Origin of the sequence: Sphingomicrobium astaxanthinifaciens, from assembly GCF_022865105.1 — a bacterium.
Lineage (GTDB): Bacteria > Pseudomonadota > Alphaproteobacteria > Sphingomonadales > Sphingomonadaceae > Sphingomicrobium > Sphingomicrobium astaxanthinifaciens.
In genome coordinates this window covers 507558-527252 of sequence record NZ_JAKNYM010000001.1, presented here as the reverse complement: position 1 = coordinate 527252, position 19695 = coordinate 507558, and the positions used below count along the sequence as shown (strand labels likewise).

The window sequence follows — 19695 nt, the reverse complement described above, 5'->3', positions numbered from 1 at the left end:
TTCGACGGACTTCTTTTCTGCGCTTCAGCCCTTGCGGCGATAGCGAAGATAATAAGGGCGACGGCCTTCACGACGCGCCTTGGCCGCGTAACGCGTGTCGATCCATCCGCCGGGCTTTTCAAGGAACCCCGAGCTGTCCTCGATCAGCCAGTCGAACCGGGCGCGATGCTGGTCGCGTTGCATCACCATCAGCGCCCAGTCGAGATAGACCGGGTGGTCGGTCGCGACGCGGAACTCGCCCCCGGGCTTGAGCTTGGCGGCGATGATATCGAGCGGGCCGTCATTCATCATGCGGCGCTTGGCATGGCGCGCCTTGGGCCAGGGGTCGGGATGGAGAAGGTAGACGAAGGACAGGGCCCCGTCGGGAACGCGGCGCAACTGTTCGAGCGCGTCGCCCATATGCAGCCGCACGTTGGCGAGCGCCTGCTCCTTCACATGGGTGAGCGCCTGCGCGACCCCGTTGAGAAAGGGCTCGCAACCGATGAAGCCATGGTCGGGCAGAAGGTCGGCGCGATAGGCGAGATGTTCGCCGCCGCCGAACCCGATCTCGAAATGCAGCGGTCGATCCTCGCCGAACAACCGCGCGGCGGTGAGCGGGCCGTCCTCGGGAAGCCCGATCTGCGGCAGCAGCTGGTCGACCAGCGCCTGCTGGCCCTTGCGCAGCCGGTGCGTGCTCGAACGGCCATAGAGCCGGTTGAGGGTGGTGGGATCGCCTTGCTTGTTCGCGCTCATGCGCGCTCCCCTAGAGGCTCGCGCGGGGCGGGTAAAGGCCGGTCGGGTCGGCTGTCCGACAGCGCCCGATTGCAACTTTTCTTTTGCCGGCCAATCGGTTAGGCGTGCTGCCTTTCCGGGGGCTGCGGGGAGCGGGACGAGCGATGTCCGACGCGCGAATCTTTTTCTTTCTGGTACCGAGCATGTTCGTGCTGTTCGGGGGCTTTCTCATCGCCCTGTCGATGGCCGACCGTTCGCTCAAGGCGGCGCGCTGGGGCGCTGCCGCCTTCCTCGTCGGGGCGGGCGGCATCCTGCTCGACGCGCTGCGCCCGATCGGCGAAGAATGGTGGCGCCACCTCGCGCTGACCCTGCATTTCATCACCGTGGCGTTGTTCATCCAGGCCTTTGCCCGGCGCCATGGCGAGGACCTCCCGACCGCGGCCCTCGGGATCGCGGCGATCGCCAGCCTGCTGTTCCTTCCCTACCAGCCGCTGGCCCCCAGTCCCGAGGCGCGGCTGGTCATCGTCCAGCTGGTCGCCTTCTCGATGTTGGCCACCGTGCTGCCGCGCGCGGTGCGCTGGCGCGACGGGCGCGCGATCGGGCGGCTCGTCGTCGGCGCGCTGGGACTCGCGGCGCTGTCCTATCTGGTCCGCGCCGGGCTGTTCGTCATCCGACCCGATACCGCGCCGGTGACCGACTTCTTCGCCAGTTTCTACAACGTCGCCTTCCACCTCACGACCGCGGTAGTGGGGCTGGCGCTCGGGCTGGTGCTGCTGGTGGCGCTGGGCAGCGACGCGGTGCGCCGCGAGAACCGCGAGTCGGCGATGGACCCGCTGACCGGCCTGGGCAACCGGCGCCGGCTGCACTGGGCGATCAACTCCGACGAGGAGGGCAAATGGACCTGCGGCAGCGTGATCGCGATCGACCTCGACCATTTCAAGGCGGTCAACGATCGCTATGGCCATGACGGTGGCGACCGGGTACTGATCGCGGTGGCCGACGCGCTCAAGTTCGTGTTTCGCGGGCAGCGCATCTGTCGGCTCGGGGGGGAGGAGTTCGTCATCCTCCTGCCGCGCGACATGACCGGCCAGCTGTCGGCGCTGGCCGCGCGCGCGCTCGCCGCGATCGAGGCCTTGCGCTTCGAGGCGCCGCTCGACAATTGCCGCGTCAGCGCCTGCGTCGGCACCGCGATCCGCCAGCAGGGCATGGGGATCGACGAGATGCTGCGCCGCGCCGACAAGGCGGTCTATCGCGGCAAGGCGCAGGGTCGCGGGCAGGTCAACAGTGCGGACGCCGCCAATGACGGCACCCGCCCCGCCGATCGGCGCGCCTGAAGCCTCGGGCCTCAGCCCTCGAGCGCGGCCTTCAGTTCAGCGATCAGGTCGGTGCGCTCCCACGGGAAATGGTCGCCCTCGGGCTGACGCCCGAAATGCCCGTAGGCGGCGCTCTTCTCGTAGATCGGCCGGTTGAGCCCGAGACAGGTGCGGATGCCGCGCGGGGTCAGGCCGCCGAGCCGCGGGATGGCGAAGATCGCCGCCTCGAGCGCGTCGTCGGGCACGCTGCCCGTTCCATGGGTGTCGACATAGAGCGAGAGCGGCTGGCTCACCCCGATCGCATAGGCGAGCTGGATGGTGCAGCGCCGGGCCAACCCCGCCGCGACGATATTCTTGGCGAGATAGCGCGCGGCATAAGCAGCCGAGCGATCGACCTTGGTCGGATCCTTGCCCGAGAAGGCGCCCCCGCCATGGGGCGCGGCGCCGCCATAGGTGTCGACGATGATCTTGCGCCCGGTCAGCCCCGCGTCGCCGTCGGGGCCGCCGATGACGAAACTGCCGGTCGGGTTGATGTGGTAGACGGTGTCCTCCGACAGGAGCCCCGCGGGCAGGATGGCGGCGACCACGTCCTTCACATAGGCCTTGAGCTCGGCTTCCCTGTCGCCCTTGTCATAGCCTTCGACATGCTGGGTCGAGACGACGACCGCGGTGCAGGCGGCGGGGCGGCCGTCCTCGTAGCGCAGCGTGACCTGGCTCTTGGCGTCGGGCTCGAGGAAGGGGGCCTTGCCCGCATGCCGGTCGTTGGCGAGCCGCTCGAGGATCTTGTGGCTGTAGTCGATCGCGGCGGGCATGAGATCGGGGGTCTCGTCGCAGGCAAAGCCGAACATGATCCCTTGATCGCCCGCGCCCTCGTCCTTGTTGCCGCTGGCATCGACCCCTTGCGCGATGTGCGCCGACTGGGCGTGGAGGAAATTCTCGAAGGTCAGGTTGTCCCAGTGGAACCCGTCCTGTTCGTAGCCGATCCGCTTGACGGTCGCGCGCACCTTGTCCTCGATCTCGCGCTTGATCCCGGGCGACCATTCGCCGGTGGGGGTCATCACGCCCTGCCCGCGGATCTCGCCGGCGAGGATGACGCGGTTGGTGGTGACCAGCGTCTCGCACGCGACGCGGGCCTCGGGATCCTTGGACAGGAACAGGTCGACGATCGCGTCGGAGATCTGGTCGGCGACCTTGTCGGGATGGCCTTCGGAAACGCTTTCCGAGGTGAAAAGATAGCTCTTGCGCATGGAAATCCTGTTTGTCGTGCCGAACGGCTTGGCGAGAAGGTCTAACGGGGGCGCCGGGCAAGGGCAATGCCGAGCAGGGCGAGGACCAGAGCCAGACCGAGCGGGAGCGCGTTGCCGAACCGCGAGAACAGCGTCGGCGTGCGCGTCGGCGGTGGCAGGCCGGCGTCGATCACGCCCCGTTCGCCAAGGCCGATCCGGGCCGCCACCATTCCCTCGGCGTCGATCAGCGCGCTGATCCCGGTGGGGGTCGAGCGGATCACGGGCAGCCCTTCCTCGAGCGCGCGCAGCCGGGCCTGCGCGAGATGCTGGGGCGGCCCCCAGGCACCGAACCAGGCATCGTTGGAGGGGTTGAAGATGAAGTCGGGCCGCGCGCCGGGGCGCGCCACCCGCCCCGAGAAAATGATCTCGTAGCAGATCTGGACCCCCATCCGCAGGCCGGTGCCGCGCAGGCGGAGCGGGCGCGGTCCCGGGCCGGGGTCGAAATCGAAGGCGCCGGGGGCGAGCCGCGAGAGACCGAGCGGTTCGAGCAGCCAGCGCATCGGGAGATACTCGCCGTAGGGCACCAGATGCGCCTTGTCGTAGCGCCCCTCGACACCCGCCTCGGGCGTCAGGACATAGGTGCTGTTGACCGCCGCCGTGACCGTCGCGCCATCGTCGCTGAGCAGGCCAATGCCGCCGGTCACCAGCGTCTGCCCCGGGACGAGGCCGCGCAGCGCGCGCGCGCGTTCGAACAGCACCGACGAGGCGGCGCTCGCGCGTTCATCGGAAAGCGGGCGCGTGACCGCGGCCTCGGGCCAGAAGACGATATGAGCCGGGCCGCGAGCGCGTGGCCCGAGCGTCAGGCCCGACAAGCGGTCGGCGGCGACCTGGTCGAACCCGCCGCGCCATTTGTCCGCCTGTCCGATATCGGGCTGGACGATGCGGATCTCGACCGGGCGAACGATGCCGGGCGCGGCGGGTGGGGGCGCGGCAGGCGGCGCTGGCGGTGAGTCGGCTTCGGTGCGGAGGAGGGCCGCGGTCGCGCCCGCCTCGGGTCGCGGGACGAGCAGCCCGAGCAGCACGACCGCAGCGGTCAGGAATGCAGGCCGCCAGCGCCGGTGCGCGAGCCACCACGCGATCGCGGCCAGGAGGATCGTGACGGCGGACAGCCCGTAGGTGCCGATCCAGACGGCGATCGGGGCGAGCGGGGTGTCGATCAGCGCCACGCCGAGCGGGTTCCAAGCAAAGCCGGTGAACAGGATGCTGCGCAGCCATTCGCTCGCGGCCCACCCGCCGGCAAGAAGCAGGGGAAGGGCGAGGCGGCTGCCGCGCGCCGCCCACCGCGCGAGCAATGCGGCGAGCAGCGGATAGAGCGCGAGAAAGAGGCCCAGGAGGAGAACCGCGACCCAGCCGAGCCAGGCGGGCATGTTCGACTGGAAGGTGAAGGCGGTGGCGATCCAGTTGAGCCCGAGCATGAACTGGCCGACCCCGTAGAGCCACCCGATGAGCGCGGCGCGTTTGAGCGTCCGGGCGGCGTCGAGCAGCGCGAGCAGGCCGGCGAGCGACAGGAGAAGCAGCGGCCACAGGCCGAGCGGGGCGAAGCCGGTCGCGCCGACCAGTCCCAGCAGCAGGGCGAGCCACGGCGCGGCGCGCGGACCCGCGAGCAGGGCGCGAAGGCGTTGCATCAGTCGGTCGGGTCGGGCGCAACCGGTTCGGGCGCGTGGATGCGCAACCGGGTCATTCGTTTGGGTTCGGCCTCGATGCACTCGAGCCGCCAGCCCGAGGGATGCTCGACCGACTGGCCCGGCTCGAGGATCCGGCCGGCCAGCAGGAACGCGAGCCCGCCGAGCGTGTCGACCTCGTCCTCCTCCCACGCGAGCGCGGGATCGACATGCTCGATCACCTCTTCCATCTCGACCCGCGCATCGGCTTCCCAGACGCCGTCGTCGAGGATCACCAGCGCGGCCGCGGGGGCCTCGTCATGCTCGTCCTCGATCTCGCCGATGATCTCCTCGACCACGTCCTCGATGGTGACCAGACCCTCGGTCCCGCCGAATTCGTCGACCACGACCGCCATGTGGACGCGCTGCGAGCGCATCGAGGCGAGGATGTCGATCACCCCCATGGTCGTCGGCACGAACAGCGGTTCGCGCATGATCTCCTCGATCGCTCGCGGCTTGCTGCCGACCTTGGCGGCGAACAGGTCCTTGATGTGGATCATGCCGACGATCTCGTCGAGATTGTCGCCGGTCACGGGCAGCCGGCTATGTTCGGCCTCGGCGAAATGCTCGACGAGGGTCTCGAAGTCGCTGTCGCGGCTGACCGCGATGATGTCGCCGCGCGGCACGCAGATATCGCCCGCGGTGCGATCGGCGAAATGGAGCAGGTTGCGCAGCATCGTGCGCTCGTGCGGGCTGAGGTCGCCGACCTTGGCGGGTCCGGCCTCGTCGGCCTCGTCGATCGCCTCCTCGATCTGGTCACGCAGGCTCTGCTCGGCATCCTCGCCGAAAAACAGCGCGCGCATGCCGCGCCATAAACGCGAGCCTTCCTCAGGCTTGGTGGCCATCATGGTCTCCATAGGGGTCGGCGATCCCGAGACGGGCGAGCGCGCGGGTCTCGCGCGCTTCCATGTCGGTCGCCTCTTCATCGTTCAAATGGTCGTAGCCGAGGAGGTGCAGCATGCCGTGCACCATCAGGTGGCGGGCATGGTCCTCGAGGCTGATCTTCTTCTCGTTGGCCTCGCGCGCGCAGACGCCATGCGCCAGCGCCATGTCGCCGAGCATCAGCGGCGGGCCGGGGCGGTCGGCCTCGTCCAGTTCGCCGGGCTCGATCATGGGAAAGCTGAGGACGTTGGTCGGCCTGTCCTTCTCGCGCCACTGGCGGTTGAGGTCGTGGACGTCGGCGTCCGAGAGGAGCGCGAGGCTCACCTCCACCTCGCGCGCGGTGTCGGCAAGTCCCGGATAGGCGCTCTCGGCAATGGCGGCGCGCAGCGTGGGGTCGGCAAGCTCGCTCAAGCGAGCGCTGCTACTGTCCCAGTCGTCGTCGGCGTCGATATTGATGGTGAGGCTCATTGCGGCCCTTCATAGGCGTCGACGATGCGTCCGACCAGTGGGTGACGCACGACATCGGCCGCGGTGAAACGGGTCATGGCGATCCCGTCCACGCCCTCGAGCTTGTCGACCGCATCGGCAAGCCCCGAACGGCTGCCGTCGGGAAGATCGACCTGCATGGGGTCACCGCACACGACCATGCGGCTGCGCATGCCGAACCGGGTCAGGAACATCTTCATCTGCGCGGGCGTGGTGTTCTGCGCCTCATCGAGGATGATGAAGGCGTCGTTCAGCGTGCGCCCGCGCATGAAGGCGATCGGCGCGATCTCGATTTCCCCGCTGGCGATGCGGCGCTCGACCTGCTCGGCGGGGAGCATGTCGTAGAGCGCGTCGTAGAGCGGGCGCAGGTAGGGATCGACCTTTTCCTTCATGTCGCCGGGCAGGAAGCCGAGGCGTTCGCCGGCCTCGACCGCGGGGCGCGAGAGGATGAGGCGTTCGACCGCGCCGGTGATCAGCATCGACACCGCCTGCGCGACGGCGAGATAGGTCTTGCCGGTCCCGGCGGGGCCGAGGGCAAAGATCATGTCCGACTTGGCCAGCGCCTTCATGTAGACGGTCTGGTTGGCGCTGCGCGGGGCGATCGTCTTCTTGCGGGTGCGGATCAGCACCTTGGGCGGGTCGGCGACTTCCTTGTCGATGATGCCGTCGAGCTGGGGCTGGTTGGCCATGCCGATGACCGCCTCGATCACCTCGGCGTCGACATCCTGCCCCTGGTCGAGCCGTTCGTAGAGGCCGAGAAGGACTTCGCGGGCGCGATTGGCGCTGTCCGCTTCGCCCTCGATCATGACCTTGTTGCCGCGCGCCGCGATATTCACCCCGAGCCGGTCCTCGATGATGACGAGGTGGCGATCGTATTCACCGAACAGGGGACCGAGCAGGAAGGGCTGGTCGAATTCCAGTTCCAGACGGGCGCGGTCCTCGTGGACGGCGGCGACAGCGTCGCGTTTTGCCATTAAGCGGCGGCCTCCTTGGGCTTGACGATTCCCGCTAGACTATTGGGCAAAGCATCGAGGATGTCGACGGTCAAAATGTCGCCGATCGCGGCGTCGGTCTGGGCGAACACCGATTGCAGCCAGGGCGACTTGCCGATCATCTGCCCGGGCTTCTTGCCCTTGCGATCGACCAGCACGTCCATCGTCGTGCCGATCTTCGAGCGATTGAAGGCGAGGCTCTGCTCGGCGAGCAGTGCCTGCAGCCGCTGCAGCCGGTCGTTCATGACCTCTTGGGGAACCTGCCCGTCCATGGCGGCGGCAGGGGTGCCCGGACGCGGCGAATATTTGAAGCTGAAGGCGGAAGCGTAGCGCGCGTCGCGCACGACCTGGAGCGTCTCCTCGAACTCGGCATCGGTCTCGCCGGGGAAGCCGACGATGAAATCGCCCGAGATAGCGAGGTCGGGTCGCGCGGCGCGGAAGCGTTCGATGAGCTTCAAATAGCTTTCGACCGTGTGATGGCGGTTCATCGCCTTGAGGATGCGGTCGCTACCCGCCTGCACGGGAAGGTGCAGGTAGGGCATCAGTTTCTCCACCTCGCCATGCGCGGCGATCAGCCCTTCGTCCATGTCGGCGGGGTGGCTGGTGGTGTAGCGAATGCGCTCCAGCCCGTCGATTTTCGCGAGGCGTCGGACGAGCAGTTCGAGACCGCCGGAGCGGCCCTTTTCGTCCTCGCCGCGCCACGCCGAAACATTCTGGCCCAGCAGGGTGATTTCCCTGGCGCCGCCATCGACCAGCGCATGGGCTTCATCGACGATGTCGGCCCAGGGGCGGCTGATCTCGGCGCCGCGGGTGTAGGGCACGACGCAATAGGTGCAGAATTTGTCGCAGCCCTCGGCGACGGTGAGGAAGGCGCTCGGCCCCGACTTGCGGCGCTTGGGCATGGCGTCGAACTTGCTGATCGCGGGCATGTCGGTGTCGACCGGACGCTCGCCGCGGCGCGCCTGTTCGACCAGCTCGGGAAGCCGGTGATAGGCCTGCGGACCGACGACGACGTCGATCATCTTGGACCGGCGCTGCGCCTCGGCGCCCTCGGCCTGCGCGACGCAGCCGGCGAGCGCGATCGTCGGGCGGCTGCCGTCCTCGCGCTTGAGGCGGCCGACGTCCGAATAGGCCTTCTCGGCGGCCTTCTCGCGGATGTGGCAGGTGTTGAGCACGACGAGGTCGGCGTCTTCGCCTTCCTTGGCGGCGCGCATGCCCTTGTCGGACAAGAGTTCGCCCATGCGCTCGCCGTCATAGACGTTCATCTGGCAGCCGAAGCTCTTGATTCGGTAGGTTTTCGTCTCGGTCATGATGGCGCCGCCATAGCCGAAGGTGCCGTCCTGCTAAAGCCCAGAGCGTCGGCGATCCGCGCCTGCGCCTCGCGAGCCATCGCCTTGCGATCGTCGCTGATCTCGATCGGATCGAGCATCCGCACCGTGACGCGCACCGGGCGCCAGCGCGACAGCACCCGCTTGACGTTGTCGATTCCGGGTTCGCCGGCATGCCACGCGATCGCCGCCGCCTCCTCGAAATCGAGCGCCACGGGGATGAGATGGGCGCCCGGGGGCGCTGGGGTGATCGCCTTGAGGAGCGGCGAGCGGAAGGGCAGCAGCCGGGTGCCGTCGCTGGTCGTGCCCTCGGGGAAGAGCGCGAGGGGGAGGTGGTGGTCGAAGCGGCGCCGGATGGCCTCGATCTGCGCATCGACGCTGCGGCGGTTCTGCCGCTCGATGTAGAGCGTATCGCGCTGGTCGGCGAGCCACTTGGTCAGCGGGTGGTCGCGCACCTCCACCTTGGACACGAAGGCGCAGCCCGTCGCGCTGCCCATCGCGAGGATGTCGAGCCAGCTGACATGATTGACGAGGAGGAGGCTGCGGCGCGGCGGGGCGGGGCCGACCCGCTTGACGCGCAGCCCCATGATGAAGCCCGCGCCGCGCAGGAACCAGCGCGCCACCGGGCCACGTCCGCCGAGCCCGCGCACTACGACATGGAGCGGGGCGAGCAGCGCGAGCAGGAGGACGAGGAGGACGAGCCGGAGCCCGATGAGCGGCCAGTTAGTCGCCGGATTTTTTGCGGTCGAGGGCGACGCCATAAAGCTCCATTCGGTGATCGACGAGACGGAAGCCGAGCCGCTCGGCGATGCGCTTTTGCAATTCCTCGAGCTCCTCGTCGACGAATTCGACGACCGTTCCCGTCTCGACGTCGATCAGATGGTCGTGGTGGGCATCGGAGGCGGCCTCGTAGCGCGAGCGACCATCGCCGAATTCGTGGCGTTCGAGGATGCCCGCTTCTTCGAACAGGCGCACGGTGCGGTAGACGGTAGCGATCGAGATGTTGGGATCGATCGCATTGGCGCGTTCGTGGAGCATCTCGACATCGGGATGGTCCTCGCTCTCGCCCAATACCTTGGCGATGACGCGGCGCTGCTCGGTGATGCGCAGCCCCTTTTCGGCGCAGACGGCCTCGAGATCGATCTTGCGGGTCATGGAGCCAGAGGTAGACGCGCGCGCGCGCAAAGAAAAGAGGCCGCGCCCGCCGGACGCGACCTCGATTTCACCAGCACGCGCGTCGTTACTTGCGCTTGCCGCGCTTGGCCTTGGTGCCGAGCCCGATTTTCTTGGCGAGCTGGCGCCGCTGTTCGGCATAATTGGGCGCGACCATCGGATAATCGGCGGGGAGCCCCCATTTCTGCCGATAGTCGTCGGGGGTCATGTCATAGTGCGTCATGAGGTGGCGCTTGAGCATCTTGAGCTTCTTGCCGTCCTCGAGGCAGACTAGATAGTCGGGTTTGACCGAGGCGCGGATCGAGACCGCCGGTTCGGGCTTCTCCTCCGCCTTCGCACCGCCACCGTGCAGCTTGGACAGCGCGCCGTGGACATTCTCGATCAGTTGGGGGACATCGCCGACCGCGACCATGTTGTTGCCAAGGTGCGCCGCGACGATATCGGCGGTCAGCGTGATCAGCGTTTCGTCACGCAGGGTTTCTTCATCCATTGTCTAGTCTTTCCGAGCAATCAAAACGTTCAGGGGTTCACGCCAACCCCGACGCTTTAGGTTGCTCGCAAGTATCTGGCAAGGGCGGGCGCGGCGTATGACTAGACGATCATCGAATAGGTGAGCGCGTCATGGCGTTCGCCATGCAATCCACGATAATATTCGCGCCGACGACCCGCGATCCGAAAGCCCGCGCGTTCGTAGAAGTGGACCGCGGGATTGCCGTCGCGCACTTCGAGGTGGAGCCGGTGCGCCCCTGCCGACTTGGCGTGATCGATGAAACGGTCGAGGAGCAACTTGCCGAGCCCCTTGCCCTGGTGCGCGGGATCGATGGCGAGGAGGAGCAATTCGCTTTCATCGAGCAGAGTGCGCCACAGCGCAAAGCCCGCGACCGGTGCGGTTTCGTCGGCGCGCACGAGGAAGAATTCGACCCCGCGCATCGGCAGGATGCCACCGCATTGCGACCGGTTCCACGCCTCGCCATTGGCCGGATCGAAGGCGGCCTCCATCACCGCCATCGCCGCGTCGAGATCGTCATATCCTCCCCGCTCGATCCAGATCGTCCGAGGGTGGGGGATGCTGGCCACGCTCAGGCGGCTTTCGGCTTGGCGTCGGGGGCCCGGACGTAAAGTGGCGCGACGGCGAGCGCGCCGAGCGCCGAAGGCAGGAGCGCGGCCTGCGCGGCGAGGGGGGCAAGCTCGATCGCGGGGGCCGGCGCCCCGGCCTCGACGAGCGCAGCGGCGGCGGGACCGGCGACGAGGTCGCTCGACGTCTCGGCGGCGGCCGCGATGGGAGGCAGGCTGCGCGGCGCTCCGAGCGCCTTGAGCGTACGGCCTCCATAGTCCTGCAAGAAGAGTTCGCCATGCCCCCCCGGCATCGCCGCGGTGATCGTCGAGGCCTCGGGATGCTCGGCGCGCGCGGCGGCGGCGATGGCGGCGAGCGAGGAGAATCCCGACAGCGGGACATTCCAACCGATCGCCAGCCCCTGCGCGGCGGCGATGCCGACGCGTACGCCGGTGAAGCTGCCGGGGCCGACCGAGACCAGGATGCGGCTTGGGACGCGGCGGTCCAGCAGGTCCTCGATCATCGGCACGAGACGCTCGGCATGGCCGCGACCGATCCGTTCGGCCCGGCTGTCGACGACCTTGCCGCCGTCGAGCAAGGCCACGCTGCACATGCCCGTCGATGTCTCGATCACGAGGATCAAGGCGTTTCTCCCGATCCGCCCCCCGAGTCGGGATGACGACATAGAAATGACCTCAGCGCAACCCCGCGGGGCGCGCCTGCACTGGTGAAAATATTGCTAGATCGCCTCGACGCTGACGACCTCGGGGACATAATGCTTGATCAGTCCCTCGATCCCGTTCTTGAGCGTGATGGTCGACGACGGACAGCCCGAGCAGGCGCCCTGGAGCGCGAGGAAGACATGACCGTCCTTGTAGCCGCGATAGACGATGTCGCCTCCGTCCTGCGCCACCGCCGGACGCACGCGGGTCTCGATCAGCTCCTTGATCTGGGCGATGATGTCGGCGTCCTCGGGATCCTCCTCGATCGTCATGTCGGCGTCAGCGGCGACATGGATATCGGCGGCGCTGCCCGGCTTGAACAGCGGCGCGTCGGTAAGGAAATGATCCATCAGTGTCTCGAGCACGATCGGCTCGAGCTGCGCCCATTCGACCCCGGGGGCGGCGCTGACCGAGACGAAATCGCGGCCGAAATAGACCCCGTCGACCATCTGGCTGTCGAACAGCGCTTCGGCGAGCGGGCTCGCCTCCGCGCTTTCCAGGGTCGGGAAATCGCGCCCGCCCGTTTCCATGACGGTGCGGCCCGGCAGGAACTTGCGGGTCGACGGGTTGGGGGTCTTTTCGGTCTCGATCAGCATGGCGCCCATGTGGGGAGCAATTCGGACCGGATCAACCCTTTTTGTCGGCGTCCCAGCTATCGTCGATCATCTTGATCAGCCCCGAGAAATCCGTGGCCGCCCCCCCAAGATCGACAAAGCGCTGGTAGAGCTCCTCGGCTTCGCCGCCCATCGGCGTATAGGCCCCCGCCTTGTCCGCCGCTTCCATCGCGAGCTTGAGGTCCTTGAGCATCAGCGCCGCGGCAAAACCGCCCTGGTAGCCACGGTCGGCGGGCGTCTCGGGACCGACGCCCGGCACCGGGCAGTAGCTGGTCATCGACCAGGACTGGCCCGACGCCTTCGAGGAGATGTCGTAGAAAACCTGCGGGTCGAGCCCGAGCTTCTGCGCGAGCGCGAAGGTCTCGCAGGTCGCCGCCATGGTCGCGCCGAGCAGCATGTTGTTGCAGATCTTGGCGGCCTGACCGGCACCCGCGTCCCCGGCGTGGATCACCGCCTTGCCCATTTTCTCGAGGATCGGCCGGGCGCTCTCGAACCCGTCGGCCGAGCCGCCGACCATGAAGGTCAGCGTGCCCGCGTCGGCGGCCGCGATGCCGCCCGAGACGGGCGCATCGACCATCGTGAGGCCGGCCTCCTTGGCCTTGTTCTCGACCTCGCGCGCGGTGGCGACATCGATGGTCGAACAGTCGATCAGGATCGCCGACTTGTCGGCGTTGGGAATGACGCTGTCGGCGTAGACCGAAGCGACATGCTTGCCGGCGGGCAGCATGGTGACGATCGCCTCGGCCCCGGTCACCGCGGCCACGGCATCGTCAACCGGGCTGCAGCCATGGCCGCGAGCGCGCTCGAGCGCGTCGGCGCTGAGGTCGAAGGCGCGGACCTCGTGCCCCGCCTTGGCGAGGTTCGCGGCCATCCCGCCGCCCATGTTGCCAAGGCCGATGAAGCCGATCACTGCCATGCTCTGTCTCCTAGTCCTGAATAGCCCGCGCGGGCTGGCCGAGATAGCGCTCGATGTCCAGCCCGTCGGCGCCGGTGGCGAGGACGAAGGCATCGCGCTCGGCGATGATGATATCAAGGTCCCAGACGCACAGCGACTGGCGCTCGCCGGCGGGCGCGAAGCGCGCCGACCCGGGCGGGGCGACCCAGACCGGCAGCTTGAGCTCGTTGCGATTGTCCCAGCGGCCGAGAACGAGATAGTCGCCGATCGCGGCCTGGTGGAAAATGACGAAGCCGACCCCGGGGCGCAGCGCGTCGCGCGCGGGGCTGGGGAGCGCGGGCGCGACCGCCGCGTCCCAGTCGGCAAAGCGCGCGCGCTCGAATGTCTCGCCGGGACCCTCGATCGCATAGGTCTTGAGAAGATAGTCCCTTGCCGCCTCGACCCCGAGCCACCGCGTCGGGCGCGGCGCGACGGCAGGGTTGCCGAGCGCGGCGAGGGTCATCTGCCGGTCCAGTTCCCCGGGCGCTTTTCGACGAAGGCGGCCATGCCTTCCTTCTGGTCCTGCGTCCCGAACAGCCCGTGGAACAGGCGGCGTTCGAAGAGGATGCCGTTCGACAGCGTCATCTCGTAGGCGGCGTTGACCATCTCCTTGTTGGCGATGGCGGCAAGCGGGGGCATGGCGGCGATCTCGGCCGCGGTCTTGAGCGCTTCCTCGAGCAGCACCGCCGCGGGCACGACGCGCGCGACGAGGCCCGCGGTCTCGGCCTCGGCGGCATCCATCATCCGCCCGGTGAGGCACATCTCCATCGCCTTGGCCTTGCCGATCGCATGGGTGAGCCGCTGCGAGCCCCCCATCCCCGGGGTGACCCCGAGTTTGATCTCGGGCTGGCCGAACTTGGCATTGTCGCCGGCGATGATGAAATCGGCCATCATCGCCACCTCGCAACCGCCGCCGAGCGCATAGCCCGACACCGCCGCGATCCACGGCTTGCGCGTCGCGGTGACCTTTTCCCAGCCGCCGAAATAGTTGGAGGCGAACATCTCGGCAAAGCCCTGGTCCTGCATCTCCTTGATGTCGGCCCCGGCGGCGAAGGCCTTTTCCGAGCCCGTCAGGACGAGGCAGCGCTGGCTGTCGTCGGCGTCGTAGGCGGCAAAGGCGTCGATGAGGTCGGCGAGGACCTGGCTGTTGAGCGCATTGAGCGCCTTGGGGCGGTTGAGCGTGACCAGCGTCACCGCGTCCTTTTTCTCGACGAGAATGGTGTCGTACTCGCTCATGCTTGCGTCTCCGGGAAAGGGGTCCAGGACTGGTCGGCGGGGAGCGGGGCGAACAGGTCGTCGACCATCGCCTCGCTCACGCCGGCCGGGGTGGCGGGATCGAACTTGGGCTCGTTGTCCTTGTCGACCAGCAACGCGCGCACGCCCTCGATGAAGTCGTGGGTGCGCACGACCTTGGTGGCGAGCGCATATTCGGCCTTCATCTCCTCGGCGAAATCCTCGCGCGTCGCGCCCTCGCGCACGAGGCGGAGCGACACCTTGAGGCTCAAGGGCGACTTGGTGCCGATGGTGTCGCGCTCGGTCGCCGCCCAGTCGCTCTCGCCATTTTCGAGGCTGGCGCAGATCTGCTCGACGGTCTCGTGCTGGAAATGCTTGGCGATACGCGGGAGGTTGGCCTCGATGCGCGCTTCGGGCGGGGTGGTCGAGGCGGTGCCGAGCGCACCCTGGACGCGGGCGGGGGCGGCGATGATCCGCTCCTTCAGCTCCTCGAGCCCGGCACTGTCGACATAGTGGGTGGCGAGACCGAGATAATGGCATTCGGCACCGTCGAGGCGCGCGCCGGTCAAGGCCATGAACTCGCCGACATGGCCGGGAAGGCGCGAGAGATAGCGCCCGCCGCCGACGTCGGGAAAGAGGCCGATGCCGGTCTCGGGCATGGCGAGGCGGGTGTTCTCGGTGGCGACGCGATAGGTGCAGGGCAGGCTGATGCCGACCCCGCCGCCCATGGTGATGCCGTCCATGATCGCGACCACCGGCTTGTCATAGGTGAACAATAGGTGGTTCAACCGATATTCGGCATGGAAGAAGGCAGCGGCTTCCCTGCCGTCCGACTTGCCCGATTTGTAGAGCGCCACGACATCGCCGCCGGCGCAGAACCCGCGGCCCTCGGCATGATCGATCATGACCGCGTCGATGTCGGGGTCGGTGCGCCATTGCAGCAGCGCCTCGCTCATCTTCTCGCACATGGCGTGGGTGAGCGCGTGGATCGCCCGGGGGCGATTGAGGCGGAGGCGGCCGAGGCGGCCTTCGCGAAGGACCAGGACGTCGTCGGTCATGCTACTGCCTCAGCATGTCGCGGCTGATGATCATCCGCATGATCTGGTTGGTGCCCTCGAGGATCGAGTGGACGCGAAGGTCGCGCCAGAAGCGCTCGATCGGATAGTCCTGGAGATAGCCGTAGCCGCCGTGCAGCTGGAGCGCGCGATCGACGACGCTAGAGCCGGTGTCGGTGGCGAGCCGCTTGGCCATCGCCGCGAACTTGGTCTTGTCGGGCGCGTTCTCGGTGACCTTCACCGCGGCGGCGTAGAGGAGGACGCGCGCGGCCTGCAGTTCGGTCTCCATGTCGGCGAGCATGAACTGGGTGTTCTGGAAGTCGGCGATCGCCTTGCCGAACTGCGAGCGCTCCTTGGTGTAGGCGACCGCCTCGTCGAGGCAGCGCTGGGCGCCGCCCAGCGAACAGGCGCCGATGTTGAGGCGCCCGCCGTCGAGGCCCATCATGGCGATCCGGAAACCCTCGCCCTCGCCGCCGAGGCGGTTGGCGACGGGCACCTTCACGCCATCGAAATTGACCTGCCGGGTCGGCTGCGAATGCCAGCCGAGCTTTTTCTCGTTGGCGCCGAAGGAGACGCCGTCCATGTCCTTTTCGATGACCAGCGCGGTGATGCCCTTGGGGCCGGGCTCGCCGGTGCGCGTCATGACGACATAGACCTCATTCTCGCCCGCGCCCGAGATGAAGGCCTTGGAGCCCGAGACGACATAATGATCGCCCTCGAGCACCGCCTTGGTCTTCAAGGCGGCAGCGTCCGAGCCCGAGGACGGTTCGGTCAGGCAGTAGCTCGCCATCCGCTCCATCGGGATGAGGTCGGGAAGGTAGCGATCCTTCAATTGCTGGTCGCCGAAGCGGTCGATCATCCAGCTGGCCATGTTGTGGATCGAGATGAAGGCGCTGGTCGAGGGGCAGCCATAGGCCATCGCCTCCATGATCAAAGCGGCCTCGAGCCGCCCGAGGCCGATGCCGCCGCTTTCCTCCGATACGTAGATCGAGCCGAAGCCGAGCTCGGCGGCCTGCCGGATCACGTCCTTGGGGAAGATATGCTCCTCGTCCCACTTGGCGGCATGGGGAGTGATCTCTTCGGCGGTGAATTTCTGCGCCATTTCGAAGATCTGGCGCTGATCGTCTGTCAGGTCGAACTGGGTCATGGGCGGGGCACTAGCACCCTCGGCGATGATGGCAAAGGGGGTCAGCGACAGCGCTGGTAGACGGTACGCCGGGCCCGGTCGTCGGGCCAGCGCAGCAAGTCGCCGTCGGCAAAGGCGAGCGTCTCGCGGGCGCCGTCGGACGAGGAGAAAGTGAAGCGCGTGTCGCTGTCGATACTGTGGAGCGTGTTGAGCTCGCCGCGATAGGCGAAGCCGACATCGGCCACCTCGATATATTCGGTCATGTAGCGATTGTCGGGATCGCAATCGGCGGCGCTGACGCCATAGCGACCGGCAAAGGCAGCGAGCGCGCTGCGATCGCTGAGGTCGTTGATCTCGGTCGACAGCTCGAGCTGCGGCGCGATCTCGGCGGGACGGTCGTAGCCGATGGTCCCGCCCTCGTCCTCGGAGGGCAGTTCGTTGCAGCCGGCCAGCAGGGCGAGCGGCAGCAGGGGGATGAGGCGGATCATCATGCTTCTCCGACTAGCGCCTCGGCCTCGATCTCGACCCGCCATTCTGCGCGCAGCAGGCTCGCAACGACGACCATCGTGGCAGCGGGGCGAACGTCGCCGAAGATTTCGGCATGGACCTTGCCGATGGCGTCGGCATCGACGGGATCGGTGATGTACATGCGAGTGCGCACGGTATCGTCGACCCGCCCGCCGAGTTCCTCGATCGCGGTGACGGCGATGGCGAAGCAGCGACGTGCCTGCGCGGCGGCGTCCCCGCGGGTCGAGCTGCCGTCCGCTTCGACCGGGCCGGTGCCCGCGACGAGGATGCGATTGCCCGAACGCACGGCGCGCGAGAAGCCGTAGAGCGCCTCATAGGGGCTGGCACCGCCGGCGCGCTTCATCGGCCGCACCTCTTGTGGAGATCGATGTCGCGCGCGCCGCCGGCGGGGTCGCTCATGGTGAGGCGACCATCGTCGGACAGCGAGAGGCGCTGGCTCGCGCTCCAGCGATCGGTGGCATCCTGGAGCGCGAGGTCGATGATCACACTCTGGCCGACCGCACGGATGTTGCTCGCGCGCCCGACGGTGTCGCGCCAGGTGATGCGATCGGCTCCGATGGTGATGAAATTCTCCGACCCCGGATCGCATTCGCCGCGGTGCCAGTCCCACTGCCCGTGAAAGCGGGCGGGAATGGTCGCGGCCGCCGAAGGGGCGGCCGAGGGCGGGGGCGGGGGCGTCGCGGGGGCCGTCCCCGCTTCGTTCGCGAACTCGACCGTGACCAAGTCGTCGCCGGTCGCCACGTCATCGCTGCTGCCACAGGCGGCGAGGGCGAGGACGAGCGGGAGCGCCATGAGTGCGCTCCCGCTCCCTCTCATTTCGCACCACGCCGGCGTCATGTTCAGCCCATCGTCGGGATGACGAAGGCTTCCTTATGGTCGCCCGCCGCGCTGCCGTCGGGCCAGCGCTGGGTGACCTTCTTGGCCTTGGTCCAGAAGCGGATGCCGTCGGGGCCGTGCTGGTCGATGTCACCGAAGCCCGAGCGCTTCCAGCCGCCGAAGGTGTGGTAGCTCACCGGCACCGGGATCGGCACGTTGACGCCGACCATGCCGACATTGACGCGCGCGGCGAATTCGCGCGCGGCGTGCCCGTTGCGGGTGAAGATGGCGACGCCATTGCCATATTGGTGGTCGGAGGGAAGGCGCACGGCTTCCTCGAAATTATCGGCGCGGACCATCTGCAGGACGGGGCCGAAAATCTCTTCCTTGTAGCTCTCGAAATGCGGCTTCACATGGTCGAACAACGTCGGGCCGACGAACCAGCCGTCGGTGCCCTGCAGTTCGAGCCCGCGCCCGTCGACGACGAGCTCGCCGCCCTCCTCGGCGCATTTGGCGATCCAGTTCTCGACCGTCTGCTTGTGCTGCTCGGTCACCACCGGGCCGTAATGCGCCTCGGGGTCGTTGGAGACGCCGACGCGCAGCCCCTTGATCGCGGGGACGAGCTTTTCGCGCAGCCGCTCGGCGGTGTCCTCGCCGACGGGCACCACGACGGGGAGCGCCATGCAGCGTTCGCCCGCCGAGCCGAAGGCCGCGCCGGTCAGATCGTTGACGACCTGGTCGAGGTCGGCGTCGGGCAGGACGATGCCGTGGTTCTTGGCGCCGCCGAAGGCCTGCACACGCTTGCCGCGCGCGGTACCGCCCGAATAGATATATTCGGCGATGGCCGAGGAGCCGACAAAGCTGATGCCCTTGATGTCCTCATGCTCGATGATCGCATCGACCATTTCCTTGTCGCCATGGACGACGTTGAGGATGCCGTCGGGCAGCCCTGCTTCGGTCATCAGTTCGGCGAGGCGAACGGGGACGCTGGGATCCTTTTCGCTCGGCTTGAGGATGAAGGCGTTGCCGGTGGCGATGGCGGGGCCGAACATCCACATCGGGATCATCGCGGGAAAGTTGAACGGGGTGATGCCCGCGCCGATGCCGAGCGGCTGGCGCATCGAATAGACGTCGATGCCGGGCCCCGCGCCCTGGGTGTATTCGCCCTTCATCAGATGCGGGATGCCGCAGCAGAATTCGATCACGTCGAGCCCGCGCTGGACGTCGCCCTTGGCATCCTCGACGACCTTGCCGTGCTCGGACGAGAGCAGTTCGGCCAGTTCCTGGTGATGCTCTTCGACGAGCGCCTTGAACTTGTAGAAGATGCGCGCGCGCTTTTGCGGGTTCATTGCCGCCCAGGCGGGCTGCGCCGCATTGGCGGCGTCGACGGCCTGCTGCAGCGCGTCCTTGCCGGCGAGGCCGACCTCGGCCTGCTGCTTACCTTCCGACGGGTTGAAAATGGGGTGCTTGCGGCTGCCGGCCTCGACCGCCTTACCGTTGATGTAATGCTTCACGCTCCGCATGAACAATCCTCTCTACTGATCCTTGGCCCGCGTCCTAGCGAGCAGCGCGGCCAATGAAAAGCGGGGCGGAGACGAGCCGCGCGATGCGAGGGATCGACGCCGCTCGTCGCCGCTTTGCGATGGGAGCGCTCTCACCGTCCCGAAGCGGTACAGGCTTGTTGCATTTGTGTAACAGCGAGCGCTTTATTGCGCTAATCCAACTCTTTGTCGGGTACCGCACTTGACCGTGCGCGGGCTTGCCGGGAGCGTGTCGCCTTC

The 19695-nt window shown here is 67.7% G+C and carries 23 protein-coding genes; 1 reads left to right on the top strand and 22 read right to left on the bottom strand.

The features are described from left to right. Positions 1 to 24: 24 nt before the first annotated feature. Positions 25 to 732 carry a tRNA (guanine(46)-N(7))-methyltransferase TrmB gene (trmB, locus tag L8951_RS02580; protein WP_244381434.1) on the bottom strand — a complete coding sequence of 236 codons (708 nt, stop codon included), beginning with the start codon at positions 730 to 732 and terminating at the stop codon, positions 25 to 27. Positions 733 to 914: 182 nt separating this feature from the next. Here trmB and L8951_RS02575 point away from each other — a divergent pair, with 182 nt between their 5' ends. Next, the gene (locus L8951_RS02575) at positions 915 to 2045 is read left to right on the top strand and encodes a GGDEF domain-containing protein (protein WP_244381433.1); all 1131 of its coding nucleotides are present in this window, start codon (positions 915 to 917) and stop codon (positions 2043 to 2045) included. Between the two features lie 11 nt (positions 2046 to 2056). On the opposite strand, the gene metK is transcribed toward L8951_RS02575, so the two are convergent. From metK to L8951_RS02470, 21 genes are all read right to left on the bottom strand, one after another. Beyond that, positions 2057 to 3271 carry a methionine adenosyltransferase gene (gene metK / locus L8951_RS02570; protein ID WP_244381432.1) on the bottom strand — a complete coding sequence of 405 codons (1215 nt, stop codon included), beginning with the start codon at positions 3269 to 3271 and terminating at the stop codon, positions 2057 to 2059. Positions 3272 to 3312: 41 nt separating this feature from the next. Then, the gene (lnt, locus tag L8951_RS02565; RefSeq protein WP_244381431.1) at positions 3313 to 4935 is read right to left on the bottom strand and encodes an apolipoprotein N-acyltransferase; all 1623 of its coding nucleotides are present in this window, start codon (positions 4933 to 4935) and stop codon (positions 3313 to 3315) included. Beyond that, positions 4935 to 5819 (bottom strand): hemolysin family protein, encoded by an 885-nt coding sequence (locus L8951_RS02560; RefSeq protein ID WP_244381430.1) that lies wholly within the window; start codon positions 5817 to 5819, stop codon positions 4935 to 4937. Before L8951_RS02560 ends, lnt begins: the two co-directional genes overlap by 1 nt. Continuing rightward, positions 5800 to 6321: an rRNA maturation RNase YbeY gene (gene ybeY / locus L8951_RS02555; protein ID WP_244381429.1), complete on the bottom strand. Its 522-nt coding sequence runs from the start codon at positions 6319 to 6321 to the stop codon at positions 5800 to 5802. Before ybeY ends, L8951_RS02560 begins: the two co-directional genes overlap by 20 nt. Then, positions 6318 to 7313 (bottom strand): PhoH family protein, encoded by a 996-nt coding sequence (locus L8951_RS02550; RefSeq protein ID WP_244381428.1) that lies wholly within the window; start codon positions 7311 to 7313, stop codon positions 6318 to 6320. The genes ybeY and L8951_RS02550 overlap by 4 nt, the downstream gene beginning before the upstream one ends. Further along, complete coding sequence (gene miaB / locus L8951_RS02545) at positions 7313 to 8641, bottom strand: tRNA (N6-isopentenyl adenosine(37)-C2)-methylthiotransferase MiaB (protein ID WP_244381427.1); 1329 nt, start codon at positions 8639 to 8641, stop codon at positions 7313 to 7315. The genes L8951_RS02550 and miaB overlap by 1 nt, the downstream gene beginning before the upstream one ends. Further along, entirely contained in the window at positions 8638 to 9420 is a 783-nt protein-coding gene (locus L8951_RS02540) for a lysophospholipid acyltransferase family protein (protein ID WP_244381426.1), read from the bottom strand. The genes miaB and L8951_RS02540 overlap by 4 nt, the downstream gene beginning before the upstream one ends. Then, on the bottom strand, positions 9383 to 9814 hold the full coding sequence (locus L8951_RS02535; protein ID WP_244381425.1) for a Fur family transcriptional regulator: 432 nt from the start codon (positions 9812 to 9814) through the stop codon (positions 9383 to 9385). Before L8951_RS02535 ends, L8951_RS02540 begins: the two co-directional genes overlap by 38 nt. Before the next feature lie 85 nt (positions 9815 to 9899). After that, a complete protein-coding gene (locus tag L8951_RS02530) occupies positions 9900 to 10322 on the bottom strand; it encodes a Ros/MucR family transcriptional regulator (RefSeq protein ID WP_244381424.1) in 423 nt (140 codons plus the stop codon). A gap of 101 nt (positions 10323 to 10423) precedes the next feature. Further along, a complete protein-coding gene (locus tag L8951_RS02525) occupies positions 10424 to 10909 on the bottom strand; it encodes a GNAT family N-acetyltransferase (protein WP_244381423.1) in 486 nt (161 codons plus the stop codon). A gap of 2 nt (positions 10910 to 10911) precedes the next feature. Then, positions 10912 to 11520 carry a tRNA (adenosine(37)-N6)-threonylcarbamoyltransferase complex dimerization subunit type 1 TsaB gene (tsaB, locus tag L8951_RS02520; RefSeq protein WP_244381676.1) on the bottom strand — a complete coding sequence of 203 codons (609 nt, stop codon included), beginning with the start codon at positions 11518 to 11520 and terminating at the stop codon, positions 10912 to 10914. A gap of 105 nt (positions 11521 to 11625) precedes the next feature. Beyond that, on the bottom strand, positions 11626 to 12204 hold the full coding sequence (locus tag L8951_RS02515; RefSeq protein WP_244381675.1) for a NifU family protein: 579 nt from the start codon (positions 12202 to 12204) through the stop codon (positions 11626 to 11628). 31 nt (positions 12205 to 12235) lie between these two features. Next, positions 12236 to 13138, bottom strand: coding sequence for a 3-hydroxyisobutyrate dehydrogenase (gene mmsB / locus L8951_RS02510; protein ID WP_244381422.1), 903 nt, complete (start codon positions 13136 to 13138; stop codon positions 12236 to 12238). A 10-nt stretch (positions 13139 to 13148) separates the two neighbouring features. After that, positions 13149 to 13619 (bottom strand): hypothetical protein, encoded by a 471-nt coding sequence (locus L8951_RS02505; protein WP_244381421.1) that lies wholly within the window; start codon positions 13617 to 13619, stop codon positions 13149 to 13151. Further along, positions 13616 to 14392, bottom strand: coding sequence for an enoyl-CoA hydratase (locus L8951_RS02500; RefSeq protein ID WP_244381420.1), 777 nt, complete (start codon positions 14390 to 14392; stop codon positions 13616 to 13618). The genes L8951_RS02505 and L8951_RS02500 overlap by 4 nt, the downstream gene beginning before the upstream one ends. Further along, a complete protein-coding gene (locus L8951_RS02495; protein WP_244381419.1) occupies positions 14389 to 15447 on the bottom strand; it encodes an enoyl-CoA hydratase/isomerase family protein in 1059 nt (352 codons plus the stop codon). Before L8951_RS02495 ends, L8951_RS02500 begins: the two co-directional genes overlap by 4 nt. A gap of 1 nt (position 15448) precedes the next feature. Continuing rightward, positions 15449 to 16591 carry an acyl-CoA dehydrogenase family protein gene (locus L8951_RS02490; RefSeq protein ID WP_244381418.1) on the bottom strand — a complete coding sequence of 381 codons (1143 nt, stop codon included), beginning with the start codon at positions 16589 to 16591 and terminating at the stop codon, positions 15449 to 15451. Between the two features lie 41 nt (positions 16592 to 16632). Continuing rightward, positions 16633 to 17061, bottom strand: coding sequence for a hypothetical protein (locus L8951_RS02485; protein WP_244381417.1), 429 nt, complete (start codon positions 17059 to 17061; stop codon positions 16633 to 16635). Next, positions 17058 to 17441, bottom strand: coding sequence for a RidA family protein (locus tag L8951_RS02480; protein ID WP_244381416.1), 384 nt, complete (start codon positions 17439 to 17441; stop codon positions 17058 to 17060). Before L8951_RS02480 ends, L8951_RS02485 begins: the two co-directional genes overlap by 4 nt. After that, positions 17438 to 17890, bottom strand: coding sequence for a hypothetical protein (locus tag L8951_RS02475; RefSeq protein ID WP_244381415.1), 453 nt, complete (start codon positions 17888 to 17890; stop codon positions 17438 to 17440). The genes L8951_RS02480 and L8951_RS02475 overlap by 4 nt, the downstream gene beginning before the upstream one ends. A 47-nt stretch (positions 17891 to 17937) precedes the next feature. Beyond that, positions 17938 to 19437 (bottom strand): CoA-acylating methylmalonate-semialdehyde dehydrogenase, encoded by a 1500-nt coding sequence (locus L8951_RS02470; protein WP_244381414.1) that lies wholly within the window; start codon positions 19435 to 19437, stop codon positions 17938 to 17940. Positions 19438 to 19695 lie beyond the last annotated feature (258 nt).